The organism is Streptomyces sp. NPDC000983, from assembly GCF_040299205.1.
Lineage (GTDB): Bacteria > Actinomycetota > Actinomycetes > Streptomycetales > Streptomycetaceae > Streptomyces.
The window spans coordinates 47,887-62,509 of the sequence record NZ_JBEPBM010000009.1 but is presented as its reverse complement, the minus strand read 5'-3'; the positions used below and the strand labels follow the sequence as shown (position 1 = coordinate 62,509).

14 protein-coding genes are annotated in these 14,623 nt (G+C 73.5%); 2 read left to right on the top strand and 12 right to left on the bottom strand.

Features of this window, described 5'->3' with window-relative positions:
* Positions 1-31: 31 nt before the first annotated feature.
* The 9 genes from ABT296_RS12685 to ABT296_RS12645 all read right to left on the bottom strand — a co-directional run bounded on the left by ABT296_RS12685 (position 32) and on the right by ABT296_RS12645 (position 8,997).
* Positions 32-934: a LysR family transcriptional regulator gene (locus ABT296_RS12685; RefSeq protein ID WP_351926231.1), complete on the bottom strand. Its 903-nt coding sequence runs from the start codon at positions 932-934 to the stop codon at positions 32-34.
* 17 nt (positions 935-951) lie between these two features.
* Positions 952-2,151 carry a glycine C-acetyltransferase gene (locus ABT296_RS12680; protein ID WP_351926228.1) on the bottom strand — a complete coding sequence of 400 codons (1,200 nt, stop codon included), beginning with the start codon at positions 2,149-2,151 and terminating at the stop codon, positions 952-954.
* Positions 2,152-2,168: 17 nt separating this feature from the next.
* Positions 2,169-3,197, bottom strand: a complete 1,029-nt coding sequence (gene tdh, locus ABT296_RS12675) for an L-threonine 3-dehydrogenase (RefSeq protein ID WP_351926226.1) — start codon at positions 3,195-3,197, stop codon at positions 2,169-2,171.
* A 189-nt stretch (positions 3,198-3,386) separates the two neighbouring features.
* On the bottom strand, positions 3,387-3,962 hold the full coding sequence (locus tag ABT296_RS12670; protein ID WP_351926224.1) for a GAF domain-containing protein: 576 nt from the start codon (positions 3,960-3,962) through the stop codon (positions 3,387-3,389).
* Positions 3,963-4,020: 58 nt separating this feature from the next.
* Positions 4,021-4,638 carry a GTP-binding protein gene (locus ABT296_RS12665; RefSeq protein ID WP_351926222.1) on the bottom strand — a complete coding sequence of 206 codons (618 nt, stop codon included), beginning with the start codon at positions 4,636-4,638 and terminating at the stop codon, positions 4,021-4,023.
* Positions 4,616-4,987 carry a DUF742 domain-containing protein gene (locus ABT296_RS12660; RefSeq protein ID WP_351926575.1) on the bottom strand — a complete coding sequence of 124 codons (372 nt, stop codon included), beginning with the start codon at positions 4,985-4,987 and terminating at the stop codon, positions 4,616-4,618. Before ABT296_RS12660 ends, ABT296_RS12665 begins: the two co-directional genes overlap by 23 nt.
* A 2-nt stretch (positions 4,988-4,989) precedes the next feature.
* Entirely contained in the window at positions 4,990-5,424 is a 435-nt protein-coding gene (locus tag ABT296_RS12655; protein ID WP_351926220.1) for a roadblock/LC7 domain-containing protein, read from the bottom strand.
* 62 nt (positions 5,425-5,486) lie between these two features.
* Positions 5,487-7,328, bottom strand: a complete 1,842-nt coding sequence (locus ABT296_RS12650) for an ATP-binding protein (protein ID WP_351926218.1) — start codon at positions 7,326-7,328, stop codon at positions 5,487-5,489.
* Between the two features lie 475 nt (positions 7,329-7,803).
* Positions 7,804-8,997, bottom strand: a complete 1,194-nt coding sequence (locus ABT296_RS12645) for an MBL fold metallo-hydrolase (protein ID WP_351926216.1) — start codon at positions 8,995-8,997, stop codon at positions 7,804-7,806.
* Between the two features lie 150 nt (positions 8,998-9,147).
* Between ABT296_RS12645 and ABT296_RS12640 the strand changes: the two genes are divergently transcribed.
* Positions 9,148-10,326, top strand: coding sequence for a Glu/Leu/Phe/Val dehydrogenase dimerization domain-containing protein (locus tag ABT296_RS12640; RefSeq protein ID WP_351926214.1), 1,179 nt, complete (start codon positions 9,148-9,150; stop codon positions 10,324-10,326).
* Between the two features lie 53 nt (positions 10,327-10,379).
* On the top strand, positions 10,380-11,000 hold the full coding sequence (locus ABT296_RS12635) for a TetR/AcrR family transcriptional regulator (RefSeq protein ID WP_351926212.1): 621 nt from the start codon (positions 10,380-10,382) through the stop codon (positions 10,998-11,000).
* 61 nt (positions 11,001-11,061) lie between these two features.
* Here the strand turns inward: ABT296_RS12635 and ABT296_RS12630 are convergent, their stop codons facing one another.
* From ABT296_RS12630 to ABT296_RS12620, 3 genes are all read right to left on the bottom strand, one after another.
* Positions 11,062-11,847, bottom strand: a complete 786-nt coding sequence (locus tag ABT296_RS12630; protein WP_351926573.1) for an SGNH/GDSL hydrolase family protein — start codon at positions 11,845-11,847, stop codon at positions 11,062-11,064.
* A gap of 145 nt (positions 11,848-11,992) precedes the next feature.
* On the bottom strand, positions 11,993-12,709 hold the full coding sequence (locus ABT296_RS12625; protein ID WP_351926210.1) for a DUF6250 domain-containing protein: 717 nt from the start codon (positions 12,707-12,709) through the stop codon (positions 11,993-11,995).
* Positions 12,693-14,585: a rhamnogalacturonan lyase family protein gene (locus ABT296_RS12620; protein WP_351926208.1), complete on the bottom strand. Its 1,893-nt coding sequence runs from the start codon at positions 14,583-14,585 to the stop codon at positions 12,693-12,695. The genes ABT296_RS12625 and ABT296_RS12620 overlap by 17 nt, the downstream gene beginning before the upstream one ends.
* Positions 14,586-14,623 lie beyond the last annotated feature (38 nt).

Sequence of the window (14,623 nt, the reverse complement as noted above, 5' to 3'; positions counted from 1 at the left end):
ACGATATCCCAGATCCGCAACAAGCGGGCCCCTATCCTTCGCCCGCCGCCCGCAGCGCGTCCAGCACGGGGCGGATCAACGGATGGTCCTCCGCGCCCCGGCGTACGGCGGCGAAGACCCGGCGGGTGGGCGCCACTCCGTCGACCGGGCGGACCACCACACCGGTCAGGTCCATGCCGCGCAGCGCCGAGCGCGGGACCAGGGCGACGCCGGCGTCGGCCGAGGCCAGCGCGACGACCGCCCGGAAGTCGTCGGAGGAGTGCTCCAGGCGCGGCTGGAACCCGGCGCTCTCGCAGGCGAGGACGACCACGTCGTGGCAGGGGTTGCCGGGGTAGGGGCCGATCCACGGGTCCTTGGCCAGTTCGCCGAGCGGCACCTCCGCCACGTCGGCCAGCCGGTGCGTCATCGGCACCACCGCGTCGAAGGGCTCCGCGTACAGCGGGACATGGCTGAGCCGGGGGTCGTCGGCGGAGGGGGCCCCGCGGTACTCCACGGCGACCGCCACATCGGTCTGCCGGTCCAGGACCATCGGCAGACTGGCGTCGCCCTCGGCGTCCTGGACGCGGATCCGGATGCCGGGCGCCGAGACCGCGAGGCGGGCCACGGCAGGGGCGACCACCTGGGCGATCCCCGTCGCGAAGGAGGCGACGGTGACCGTGCCGGCCGCACCCGAGCCGTAGGCGGCCAGCTCCGCCTCGGCCCGTTCCAGCTGGGCGAGGACGGCGTGGGTGTGGCCGAGCAGGATCTCACCGGCCGGGGTGAGCCGTACGCCCTTGGCGCCGCGCTCGACCAGGCGGTGGCCGGTCTCCTGCTCCAGCGCGGTGAGCTGCTGGGAGACGGCCGAGGGCGTCAGGTACAGCGCGGCGGCCGCCGCCGTCACGGTGCGGTGGTCGGCCACCGCACGGAGGATGTGGAGCCGCCGCGCTTCGATCACGCCTCGATTCTCTCAGCTCAGGCGTCGAGCTCCGCACGGGCGGCGACGAAGGCGTCCACGGCCCGGCCCACGTCGGCGGTGGAGTGCGCGGCGGACAGCTGGACGCGGATGCGGGCCTTGCCCTGCGGCACCACCGGGTAGGAGAAGCCGATGACGTAGACGCCGCGCTCCAGCAGCAGCTCCGCCATCCGGCCGGCGACGGCCGCGTCACCGATCATGACGGGGGCGATGGCGTGGTCGCCGGGGAGGATGTCGAAGCCCTCCTCGGTCATCCGGCGGCGGAACAGCTCCGTGTTCTCGGCGAGCCGCACCCGCAGGTCGTCGGCGGACTCCAGCAGGTCCAGGACCTTCAGGGAGGCCGCGGCGATCACCGGGGCGAGGGTGTTGGAGAACAGGTACGGGCGGGAGCGCTGGCGCAGCAGGGCGACGATCTCCGCGCGGGCGGCGACATAGCCGCCGGAGGCGCCGCCGAGCGCCTTGCCGAGGGTGCCGGTGATGATGTCGACCCGGTCCATCACGCCGTGCAGCTCGGGGGTGCCGCGCCCGCCGGGGCCGACGAAGCCGACGGCGTGCGAGTCGTCGACCATGACCATGGCGTCGTAGCGGTCGGCGAGGTCGCAGATCTCGGCGAGCGGCGCGACGTAGCCGTCCATGGAGAAGACGCCGTCGGTGACGATCAGCTTGCGCCGGGCGCCGCCTTCGCCGGCTTCCTTCAGCTGCTGCTCCAGGTCCGCCATGTCGCGGTTGGCGTACCGGAAGCGGCGGGCCTTGGACAGCCGGATGCCGTCGATGATCGAGGCGTGGTTGAGGGCGTCGGAGATCACCGCGTCCTCGGGGCCGAGCAGGGTCTCGAAGACACCGCCGTTGGCGTCGAAGCAGGAGGAGTACAGGATCGTGTCCTCCTGCCCGAGGAAGGCGGAGAGGCGGGCCTCCAGCTCCTTGTGCACCTCCTGGGTGCCGCAGATGAACCGCACCGAGGCCATGCCGTAGCCCCAGCGGTCCAGCGCCTCGTGGGCGGCGGCGATCACCTCGGGGTGGTCGGCGAGGCCGAGGTAGTTGTTCGCGCAGAAGTTGAGGACCTCACCGGGGCGGCCGCCGGCGGTGACGGCGACGGTCGCGGACTGCGGCGTCCCGATCACCCGCTCGGGCTTGTGCAGACCCGCGGCCCGGATCTCGTCGAGGGTGACCCGCAGGTCGTCGCGCACGGAGTCGAACATCGCAGAAGCTCCTAGGGTTACGCAGTCCAGTCGAGGATGATCTTGCCGCCGCGGCCGCTGGCCGCGTCGGCGAAGGCCGCCTCGAAGTCGCGGTAGTCGTAGCGGCCGGTGATCACGGGGCTGAGGTCGAGGCCGCCCTCCAGCAGGACCGACATCGCGTACCAGGTCTCGAACATCTCGCGGCCGTAGATGCCCTTGATGGTGATCATCGAGGTGACGATGCGGGCCCAGTCGACGGGGAACTCCTCGGCGGGCAGGCCGAGCATGGCGATCCGGCCGCCGTGCGTCATGTTGGCGATCATGTCCCGCATGGCCTCGGGGCGGCCGGACATCTCCAGGCCGATGTCGAAGCCCTCGCGCAGGCCCAGCTCGCGCTGGCCGTCGGCGATGCCGGTCTCGGCCACGTTCAGCGCCAGGCTCACGCCGATCTTGCGGGCCAGTTCCAGGCGCTCCTCGCTGACGTCGGTGACGACGACGTTGCGGGCTCCGGCGTGCCGGGCGACGGCGGCGGCCATCAGGCCGATCGGGCCCGCGCCGGTGATCAGTACGTCCTCGCCGACCAGCGGGAAGGACAGCGCGGTGTGCACGGCGTTGCCGAACGGGTCGAAGATCGCGGCGACGTCGAGGTCCACGGGGACCCGGTGCACCCAGACGTTGCCCGCGGGCAGCACGACGTACTCGGCGAAGGCGCCGTCGCGGCCGACGCCGAGCCCGACGGTGGCCCGGCACAGGTGCCGGCGTCCGGCCAGACAGTTGCGGCACTTGCCGCACACCAGGTGCCCCTCGCCGCTGACCCGGTCGCCGGCCTTGATGTCGGCGACGTCCCGGCCGGTCTCCACGACCTCGCCGACGAACTCGTGGCCGAGCACCAGCGGGGTCCGGATCGCCTGCTGCGCCCAGCCGTCCCAGGCCCGGATGTGCAGGTCGGTGCCGCAGATGCCGGTGCGCAGCACCTTGATGAGCACGTCGCCGGGTCCCACGGTGGGCTCGGGTACGTCCATGAGCCGCAGTCCGGGCTCCGCCTTCTCCTTGACCAGCGCCTTCACGCGTGCGGCTCCTGTGGGTTGTGATCCCGGACGCGGGCATGCCGAGGAAACCCGGACCCGGGGAGAAAGGTGGTGTCGACTGCAATCTTGCGCACCGTCGCACCCCCGGTCCATCGAGGATTTCTTAACCGCGGCCGAAGCTGCGCTTCACGCCCCCACGGCCGCGCGCCCCGACGCCTCGCGGGACCCTCACGGCCCGGGCCCGCCGTCCAGCGGCCGTTCGAGCCGGGCGACGAGGTCGGCGGCGGCGGATTTGATGGTCTCCAGGCCGGGCCTGCCCCAGGGCCGGGGCGCCACGTCGGCCACGCACACGGTGCCCAGCGCCATGCCGGTGCTGTCGACGAGGGGCGCGCCCAGGTAGGAGCGGATGCCGAACTCGTCGACGACCGGGTTTCCGGCGAAGCGCGGGTAGTCCAGGACGTCCTCCAGGACCAGCGCCTTGCGCCGGACCACCACATGGGGGCAGAACCCGTGGTCCCGGGGCAGACTGCGGCCGACCTCGGGCGCGGTGCCGTCGCCCTTGCGGTAGGGCCCGCTCGCCGGACGGCACAGGCCGGCGAAGAACTGGCGGTGCTCGTCGGGGAAGTTGACCATGGCGTACGGCGCCCCGGTCGCCTCGGCGAGCCGGCCGGCGTAGGCGTCGAGGGCAGGATCGGCCCGCTCCCCGAGGCCCAGCCCGCGCAGCCGGCGCGCTCGGGCGGGTGCTTCGCCGTCCTGCGGGGTGAGCAGCAGTCGACCGGCCGGGCGGGGCGGGTCGTAGCTCATGGGCGCGCTCCGGGGCGGTGGGAATGGGGCATGGGCGGGCTCCAGACGGTGGGCGGGGTCACCTGCGGGCGCCGTGGCCGGTCGCGGCGGCCGGGGTGTGCGCGATGAGGTGTTTGACGAGGGTGAGCAGGGTCTGGACGCCCGAGCTGGAGATCCGGGCGTCGCAGCGCACGACGGGGATGCCCGGTTCGAGGTCGAGGGCGGCGCGGACCTCCTCGGGGTCGTAGCGGTAGGAGCCGTCGAACTCGTTGATCGCGAGGATGAAGCCGAGGCCGCGCTGTTCGAAGAAGTCGACGGCGGCGAAGCAGTCCTCCAGGCGCCGGGTGTCGGCGAGGACGACGGCGCCGAGCGCGCCCTCGCAGAGTTCGTCCCACATGAACCAGAACCGCTCCTGCCCGGGGGTGCCGAACAGGTAGAGCACATGTCGGGGGTCGAGGGTGATGCGGCCGAAGTCCATGGCCACCGTCGTCTCGACCTTGTTCTCCACGCCGTCGAGGTTGTCGGTCGCGGCGCTGACCGTGGTGAGCAGTTCCTCGGTGCTGAGCGGCGCGATCTCGCTGACCGCGCCGACGAAGGTCGTCTTGCCGACCCCGAACCCGCCGGCCACCAGGATCTTCAGCGCGGTGGGGAAGGGGTCGGTGCCGCCTGCGTGGTCAGAGCTGTCGTCGTAGTCCATCGAGCACTGCCTCCAGAAGAGCCCGGTCAGTGGGGTTGTGGTGGAACTCGGGGGGCTTGGTGGTGAGCGCCCCGCAGTCGACCAGGTCCGACAGCAGCACCTTGGTGACCGCCGCCGGAAGCTTCAGGTACGCCGCGGCCTCCGCGACCGAGACGGGGGCCCGGCACAGGTCGAGCGCCTCGGTGTGTTCGGGGCCCAGATAGCCGAGGGGGGTCGCCCCGGTGGCCATCACCTGCGAGATGAGGTCGAGCGCGACGGTCGGCCGGGTCCGGCCGTTGCTGACCGTGAAGGGGCGCACCAGCCGTCCGGCGGCGTCGTCGAGCCAGGGCCCGTCGCCGGCCGCAGCCACGCTCAAGGCCTCGACGCCGAGGGTTCGACGGCGTGCTGCCGGGGCGCGGTCGCCAGGTAGGGGCGGACGCTCTTGACGAGCATCGCCATCTCGTAGCCGAGTACGGCGGCGTCGGCCTCCCGGCCGGCCAGCACCGCGAGACAGGTGCCGGAGCCGGCGGTGGTGACGAAGAGCAGCGTCGAGTCGAGTTCGACGACGACCTGGCGGACGTCCCCGCCGTCGCCGAAGCGGATGCCGGCGCTGCGGCCGAGGGAGTACAGGCCGGAGGCGAGGGCCGCCATGTGGTCGGCGCTGTCCGGGTCGAGGCCGTGGACGGACTTCACCAGCCCGTCGCAGGAGAGGAGTACCGCGCTGCTCGTGTGCGGTACGCGCTGCACGAGGCCGCTCATCAGCCAGTCGAGATCGGATGAATGGCCGGTCGGCGCTTCGCTCGCCATGGTCGATCGACTCCTTGAGGTACGAAGGTCTGCGGGAGCGGTGGGGGTGGGTGCGTGTGTGGTCATCCGGCTGGTGCGCTCCCGTCGTGCCGGTGGGTGAGGTCGGGGGCGGACAGGGGCGCGGGGCGTGTGGCGGGTATGCGCGCCGCGGGGACGTCCGCCACCGGGAAGTCCGTGGTCAGGGGGTCGCCGCCGAGGTCGCCGAGGTCGTCGAAGCGGTGCTCCGCCTCCAGGTGCTGGGCCTCGGCGAGGCCGACCCCGCGCTGGAAGGCGGCCATGAGTCCGGGGTCGTGGCCGGCGAGCTGCTCGGGTTCCTGGCGCGGGAGGGGGCCGTCGCGCAGTTGCGGCGCGATGTGCTCCTGGGCGCGGCGCCGGGGCAGGTGGGGCTTGCCCATGGTGCCGCGCACGGCGCCGGAGCGGGGGGTGGGTGGTGCGCCGGCGTGCTCGGCGAGGTGCGGCCGGTCCTCGGGCCGGATGCCGGGCACGGCCTCGGCGATGGTGGGCCGTGCGGCGTGGGCGCCGCGGACGGGCAGGGGTACGTGGCCGGTGCCGTTCCCCGCCGGGGGCGCCGGGTGGGGCGCCGGAGCGGGCGCCGCCTGGTGCGCCGGAGCGGGCGCCGGCCGGTGCGGGGCGGCCTGGGCGGGCGGCTGCGCAGGGGCGGCGGCGGTGTCCGCAGCGCCGGCGGCCGGCGCGCCGGGCTCCGCGCCGAGCAGCCCCTGCGGTACGACGAGGACGGCCTGCACCCCGCCGTAGATGTTGCTCTGCAACCGGACGTGGATGCCGTGCCGGCGGGCGAGCTGGGAGACCACGAACAGGCCGATGCGGCCGTCGGCCAGCAGGCTGGCGACGTTGACCTGGTCGGGGTCGGCGAGCAGGGCGTTCATCCGTTCCTGCTCGGCGACGGGCATGCCGAGGCCGCGGTCCTCCACCTCCACGGCGAGCCCCGAGGTGACGAGGCCGGCGCGGAGCAGCACCTGGGTGTGCGGGGCGGAGAACACGGTGGCGTTCTCGACGAGTTCGGCGAGCAGGTGGATGACGTCGGCGACGGCGTGGCCGCGCAGGGTGCCGTCGATGGGCGGGACGAGTTTGACCCGGGAGTACTGCTCGACCTCGGCGATGGCCGAGCGCAGCACCTCGGTCATGGAGACCGGGTTGCTCCACTGCCGGCGGGAGACGGCGCCGCCGAGGACGGCGAGGTTCTCGGCGTGCCGGCGGATCCGGGTGGCGAGGTGGTCGACGTGGAAGAGGCCCTTGAGCAGGTCCGGGTCCTCGATCTCGTTCTCCAGCTCGTCGAGGATCGAGATCTCGCGGTGGACCAGGGACTGCAGCCGCCGGGCGAGGTTGACGAAGACCTCGAGCTTCTGTTCGCTGCCGGCCTGGCTGGAGAGCTGGGCGGCCTGGACGACGGCGGTGACGGCCCCGTCGTGGGCGCGGGCCAGGTCGGTGGCGAGCAGGTCGAAGTCGTCCGCGTCCTCGGGCGGGCCACCGCGGGGAGTGCGCCCGGGCGGCGCTTCGCCGCGGCGCAGGGAGTCGACGAGGGCGCGCAGCTCGGCCTCGCCGCGGGCGCTGCCGCGGCGCAGGGCGCCGAGCCGTTCGCTGATGGACCGGGCGGTGCGGTCGGCGACCACGACGGCGACCACGATGCCGGTCAGGGCCACCGCGACGGCGCCGCCGAGCATGCCCCACAGGGTGGGGCCGGGGCGGGCGCCGGTGGCGCGGACGGTGAACAGCACGGCGGCGCAGGCGGCGAGGGCGACCGCGACGGGGGGCAGTACGGCGAGGCGGAGGAGCTGCGGCCGTATGTGCGTCTCGGGCAGCGCCGGGGCGGGGCGGGCGACCGGCCGACCGTGCCGCCCGCCCTCACGGCGGTCTGCGCGTGGGGCCGGTGCGCGGAGGTGAGACATCGGTGTCCTCGTACTGTCCGTCGGGAGTGCCGCCGGGCCGGAGCGCCGGGTGGGGGCGGCCTGATCCACACGCCGCCCGGCTCGTCGTGCGCGCCGGGCGTGCGCCATCGCGGTGTCGGCCGAGAGAGCCAAAATGCGGCCCTGCGTCGCCCGACGGACACTGACAGTAGTCGGCAACGCATCAGGTGCGGTGGGCAGTTGACAAACTCGCACGCGACTTGTCCGGCTCTGGTATGAGCGCTCGCACGACAGAGCGGGAGCGGGCGACGAGCCTCGCGCTCGAAGGACAAAACAACGATCAGACCTGTTCGGAACCGGTCCCGGACGGACAGCGAGGGCCGGGGGGCTTTCCGCTCCCCGGCCCTCGCTGTCCGCTTCTCCCCCGATCGCGGGTCAACCCTCCGCCGCCGGTTTCACCCTCCCGTGGGTTCTGGCCCGACCGTCACCCGCCGTGTCGGCGGTGTGCGCCCCCTGCTCAGCGGTCGCCGGCCAGGTCGAGGTCGCCGCGGGCGCCCCCGTCGGGCGAGGCGACCGGCTCCGGGCGCTGCCAGGGGCGCGCGAGGGGCGCCGAGACGGCTCGCCACCAGGGCTGCACGGGCAGCGTCCCGGCCGGCTCGAAGGGCTCGCCGGGCCGTGGGAAGGCCGCCGCCTGACCCGCCTCGTCGGCCGCGTCCCGGGTCCACTCCCCCGGCTCCGCCCAGGCGTGCGCGGCGAGGTTGAAGGTGGCCCAGTGGATCGGCATCAGCACGCCGTGCGGCTGCCCGCCCTGGAGGTCGAGGTGGGCCCGGACACCCTCCGCCGGGGTCATGTGGATGTCGGGCCAGAAGTCGCTGTAGGCCCCGATCTGGATCATCGTCGCGTCGAACGGGCCGTGCGCGGCGCCGATGTCCTTGAAGCCCTCGAAGTACCCGGTGTCCCCGCTGTGGTAGATCCGGTGCTCGGACCCGGCGACCGACCAGGAGGCCCACAGCGTGTGCTGGGTGTTGCGCAGGCCGCGCCCGCAGAAGTGCCGGGCCGGGGTGGCCGTCAGGGTGAGGCCGCCGACCTTCGCCGACTCGTGCCAGTCCAGTTCGCGCAGCCGGTCGACGGAGACGCCCCAGCGCTCCAGGTGGGCGCCGACGCCGAGCGGTACGGCGAACACGGTGTCCGTGCCGGCCAGCGCCTTGATCGAGGGCAGGTCGAGGTGGTCGTAGTGGTCGTGGGAGATCACGACGACGTCGACCGGGCCGAGCGCGGCCAGCGGCAGCGGCGCCGGGTGCAGCCGCTTGGGCCCGGCGAAGGAGAAGGGGGAGCAGCGCTCGCCCCACACGGGGTCGAAGAGCACCCGCTGCCCGTCGATCTCCGCGAGCACGCTGGAGTGGCCCATCCAGGTGAGCCGCAGTCCGGTGGCGGGCGGCCGGGCGATGTCGGCCAGCGTGGTGGCGTGCAGGGGCACGGCGCCGCGGGGGGCGCGGCGCGCCCGCTCCTCCTTGGCGAAGAAGACCTTCGCGAACTCCAGCATCGAACCGGACGGCCGGGTCCGGGCGACGCCTCCGGGGTTCTGGAAGACCCCGTTGTCGAAATGGGGCGATCTACGGATGCGCGCCATGCGCTCGCCGGTCGGGTCCGCGCCGAAGGCCGCCGGCTCCAGCGCGCGGAGCACGGAGCTCAGGGAACGGGAACCGGTCACGGTACCTCCAGGTGGAGTCGTAGAGGCATCCCATTATGGTCGGCCCCCGCGACAACGACCGCCGAGGTTTTCCCGCCGGGGATCCGTTCAGCGGATTGACAGTGCCGGGCCCCGGTCAAGATACTGACCCGCGATTCAGTAAGGAGACCCATGACGGCCCCGTTCCTCTCGCTGACCTGGACCGATGACATCACCGGCCGCCAGGGCTTTCTCGTGATCGACCGGCTGGTGCGCGGGGTGTGCAGCGGCGGTCTGCGGATGCGCCCGGGCTGCACCCTGGACGAGGTCACCGGGCTCGCCCGCGGCATGTCCATGAAGGAGGCGCTGCACTACGACCCGGACGGACGGTACATCCCGCTCGGCGGTGCCAAGGGCGGTATCGACTGCGACCCGCGCGATCCGGCGGCGTACGGCGTGCTGGTGCGCTATCTGAAGGCCGTACGCCCGTACGTCGAGGGTTTCTGGACCACCGGGGAGGACCTCGGGCTCAGCCAGGACCTGGTGGACCGGGCGGCGGCCGAGGCGGGGCTGGTGTCGTCGATCCAGGCCGTGTATCCGCTGCTGGACGACGAGGCCGCGGCCCGGCGGCGGCTGGCCGACGCCTTCGCCGTGGAGGTGGACGGCATCGGGCTCGACGAGCTGGTCGGCGGCTGCGGGGTGGCGGAGTCGGCGCTCACCGCCCTGGACCGGGCCGGGGTGCCGTACGCGGGCACCCGGGTGGCGGTGCAGGGGTTCGGCACGATGGGCGGGGCCACCGCGCGCTTCCTCGCCCGGGCGGGGCTGACGGTGGTGGCCGTCGCGGACCTCAAGGGCACCGTCGCCAACCCGGCGGGCCTGGACGTGGAGGCCCTGCTCGCCGCGCGCGACGCCCACGGCACCGTGGACCGCGGCGCGCTGCGCTCCGGGGACCGCGAACTGCCCGGTGACGCCTGGCTGTCGGTACCGGCGGAGGTCCTGGTGCCGGCGGCCGTGTCGTACGCCGTCGACGCCGCGAACCAGGAGCGGGTGACGGCCCGTTGGATCGTCGAGGCGGCCAACATGCCGGTGCTGCCGGAGGCGGAGGCGCTGCTGGCCGCGCGCGGCGTGACGGTGCTGCCGGACGTGGTGGTGAACTCCGGGACCAACGCCTGGTGGTGGTGGACGCTCTTCGGCGACATCGGCCCGGACGCGGAGGGCGCGTTCGCCCACACCCGCCGTTCGATGCGCGCCCTGACCGAGCTGATGCTCACCCGCGCGGAGGCCGACGGGACGACCCCGCGCGCGGCGGCGCACGCCATCGCCGCCGACCGGCACCCGGTGATCGCCGAACGGTTCGGCCACTACCGCTGACGGCGCCCCCACCGGTCGGGGCGGCCCGGAACCGAGGGATTAGGGTGTGCCGCGTGGCGAGGGTGCGGTTGAGTGTGGCGGAGCGGCGCGAGGAGTTGCTGCGGGCCGCCGTGGGGCAGATCGAGGCGCGGGGCGTGGCGGCGGTCAGGATCGCCGACGTGGCCGCGGCCCTCGGCGTCAGCAACGCCCTGGTGCTCTACCACTTCTCCACCAAGGAGAAGCTGGTCGCGGCAGCCTTCGCGTACGCGGCCGAGGACGACCTGGCCCATCTGCGCAAGCTGCTGGGCCGCCGTACGACCGCGCTGCGCCGGCTGCGGACCGCGGTGCGCTGGTACGCGCCCACCGGGCAGGCCAAGGGCTGGCGGCTGTGGATCGAGGGCTGGGCGGCCGCGCTGCGCGAGCCCGCGCTGCGCGAGGTCACGCAGGCGCTGGACAAGGAGTGGAAGGCCGCGCTCGCGGAGGTGATCGCCGAGGGCGTGGCAGCGGGCGAGTTCCACTGCACCGACCCCGCGGGGACGGCGCTGCGCCTGACGGCCCTCCTCGACGGTCTGGCCGTCCAGCTGACGTCCTATCCCGGCGCCCTCTCCCGCGCCCGCGCCCAGGACTGGGCCGACGAGGCCCTCGCCCGTGAACTGGGCCTGACCCGCGAGGCGTTGGCCCCGACCGCCCGCTGACGGCCGCGGGCCCGCACCCCGACCACCACGCCCCCGAAGAGGCTCGGACCACCCGGGAGCCTCAGACCGCCGCCTCGATGCGCATCTTGATGTCGTCCGGCGACAGGGCGCCCTTGGCCGTCACATGGTCGCCCGAGGACTCGCCGCGCAGTCGGCGGCCGATCCACGGCACGAGGTACTCGCGCGCCCAGTGCACGTCGTCCCGCCGGACCTCCAGCGTGCCGCGCGGCGGGAGCGGGGGCCAGGGCTGGTCGGGGTCGGCCGGGACCTGGAGGCCGAGGAGCTGGCCGGCGCGCAGCGCCACCCGGGTGTGGCCCTCCGCCGAAAGGTGCAGCCGGTCACCGTCCCAGGCGCGCCGGTCCTGGACGGTCTTCAGGGACCACAGGTCCAGCACCGGGCAGCCGTACCGGTCGGCGATGGCCCGGACATGCAGGTTGTACGTGGCGATCTTGCCCCGCAGGTGCTTCAGCACCGGGACGCCCCGGGTGTCGAAGCCGGTGGTCACCACGACGGTGCCGGCCGCCTCGGTGAGCTGTGCCACGGCCCGCTCGAAGCGCTCGGCGACCTCGTCGGGGTCGGTGCCGGGCCGGATGATGTCGTTGCCGCCGGCGCAGAAGGAGACCAGGTCCGGGGCGAGTTCCACGGCCCGCGGCAGCTGGTCGGCCACGATCTGGTCGAGCAGCTTGCCGCGCACGGCCAGGTTGGCGTACCTGAAGTCACCCTCGGGCCGGCGGTCCGCGAGAAGCACCGCGAACCGGTCGGCCCAGCCGACGAAGGCCCCGTCGGGGCCGGGGTCGCCCACTCCCTCGGTGAAGCTGTCCCCCAGCGCCACGTACGACCCGACCACTACCCTGTCGTCACTCTTCTCATCGTCTGCCACATCGGCTCATGATTCACCTTCCAATGTGACCTACGCGACCGTAAGGAGGGGTTGACGGACGGTGAGATAGGCCACTCGCAAAGGGTTGACCAAGCCCGGAATACGCCTCCGATCAGGGATGTTGAGGGCTCAGCCGCCACACCCGGAAGTCCGTGAAGCGGAAGTGGCTCCAGGTGGTGCGGAAGGCGAAGTGCCCACTGGTGTACGGCTCGGGATCGGTGAGGTCGAAGACCAGCCGGCCGTTGATCCACCAGCGCTGGCGGGTGCCGTCGGAGACGATCCGGACCCGGTGCGGCCGGTTCGCCGTGAGCAGCGGCTCGGTGTAGTCGAAGACCAGCGGGCGGACCCCGGCCTGGCCGACGTAACGGCGCAGCCGGGTCGTGGTGTTGGTGTTGGCGCCGTAGCCGACGTAGTACGTCCTGAGATGGTCGTACTCGGCCAGCGCTCCCCCGCGCGGGGTGGCGAAGACGTCCTCGGGGGAGCGCGCGTCGACCGCGTTCCAGAAGTTGTTGAGGTCGGAGACCCGGTCGTTGGCGCCGCCCTCGGAGACGGGCGTGGCGGTGTACTCGATGACGTACGGCCCGTCGAGTCGCCGCTTGAACCAGATCGTCGCGCCCGCGGGCACGTCGGTCTCCAGGATGCCCCGGGCGGCGGTGACGGTGCCGCCCTTCTCCAGTTCCACCGCCCACTGTCCGAGGCCGTGGCGGAAGTCGTCGTGGGCGATCAGCCGGCGGTGCCGGGGCCGGGCCGCGGCGGGGGTCGCGGGGGCGAGCGCGGCCAGGGCGGCGCCGGCCGTGAGGGCGGCGAAGGCTCTACGCGTGGTCGTCACGGGAGACGGCTCCTTCCGGGAGCGTGAGGGAGGGCCTGGGCGCCCGACGGGTCTCGGTGCCGAGGTAGTAGTCGGTGTAGGTGGACTGCAGGTAGCCGCGCACGGTCCAGCCGAGCCGGTAGGCGGGGTTCTGGGCGAGCGTGTACAGCCGGGTCCGGGTCGGCTCGGTGGTGGTGTAGAGGCGCAGGGCGGTGCGGTCGGCGGTCTCGGCGAGGATCTCCTCGCGCCAGTCGCCGAGCAGGTCGCCGTAGAAGGGGGTCGCGTTGCGGGCGCCGGAGACGACGCCGTCCGGCTGGAAGATCCGCTCGGAGGTCCCGGTCGCCGGGTCCCACTTCTCGACGTGGGTGAAGTCGAGGTTCTCCGACGCCCGGTCGCCGTCCCACCAGATGCGGAAGTTGACGCTGGGCGTGGTGGTGGAGACCTTGCCGTCGCGGACGTTGTAGACGCCCGCGCCGGGTGCGGTGACGTCGGCGGTGGAGGTCCAGTACTCGTAGCCGGGGTGGTCCGGGTCGATGTCGCCGGTGCTGCCCCGGCCGACGTCGATGTCGGTGTCGTTCACCCAGTCCGCCGGGTGCTGCCCGGTGACGAGGCGCTCGCCGGTGTCGGCGTCGTAGTAGTACCAGGGGAAGGCGGGTACGACGCCCAGTTCGGCCTGCTGGATGGCGAAGCCCTCCAGGCCGGGCCGGGCGGGGTCGAGGTCGGCGATGTGGAAGCGGTCGCCGTGCCCGGCGCCGTCGACGACGTACCGCAGGGTTCCGTCGCTGTTGACGACGTAGTTGCCGTCGGCGATCTCGTCCCTGCCGTCCCCGTCGACGTCGACGGTGCGGATCTGGTGGAAGCTCGTCGCCCCGCTGTCGGCCGGGACGACGTACTTCCAGCGGCGGGTGAGGTCGGTGCCGTCGAAGTCCCAGGTCTGGAAGAGGATCCGGAAGGCACCCCGCCTGGCGCCGACGCGGGTGACGAGCTTGGTGACCAGGCTCGGGTGTTCGCCGTCGAGGTGGGCGATGCCGAAGTGGCCGCCGGAGGGGCCGTCCGCCGTGAAGTCGTCCGGGACTGGCTGCCGGGTGCGTTCGGCGCCGGTGAGGCCGTCGATCACGGAGACGAACTGGTCGGCGGGCGAGGCGGCGGTGACCCGGGAGCCGTCGGCGAAGGTGGTCCCGTCGGCCGTGTGCGCCAGTACCTCGGCCCGGCCGTCGCCGTCGAGGTCGTACACGGTCACGTTGTCGTCGTTGCGGTAGCCGCCGATGGCCGTGGAGCCGCTGATCGCGGCGGGCGCCGGATCGTTGGCGCCGTTGCCGCCGGCCTGGGTGTACGAGCCGGGCCCCTGGTCGACGCGCCACAGCCGTTCGCCGGTGAGCGTGTACGCCTCCAGCAGGTCGGGGCGGTCCCGGGTCTGCGAGAGCCGGGAGACGACGATCTCGTACCGCCCGTCGCCGTCGAGGTCACCGGGCCAGGCGTGCTGGACGGTGTACCCGGTGGCGGTGGCGAGGCGGATCTCGGCGTACCCCCGCGCGAGGTCGAGGGCGGCCCGGCCGGGCCGCTGCTCACGGCCCCGGACGACGGCCCGTACGGTGTACACGCCCTCGCCGGGCGTCCTGTCCAGGTACGTCGTGGAGCGGGTGACCGGTGCCCGGTTGAGGCGCCGGCCGTCCTTGTAGACGTTGAAGGAGACGGCGTCGCCGTGGCGCGCGTACTCCGTGCCCAGCAGCCGCCAACCGAGGAAGGTGCCCTCGTCGGTCGGGACGGCCACCAGGCCGCGGTCCAGGTTCTCGACGACGCGGCGCGGCGTGTGCTCGGCGGTGTGACCGGACGGCGCGGAGACCAGTCCGGCCAGCAGGGTCGCCGCGACGACGGTGACGGTTCTTCGGCGATGCACCGATACTCCCTTGGAAAGCGCTTGCAATCCTTGCGGGC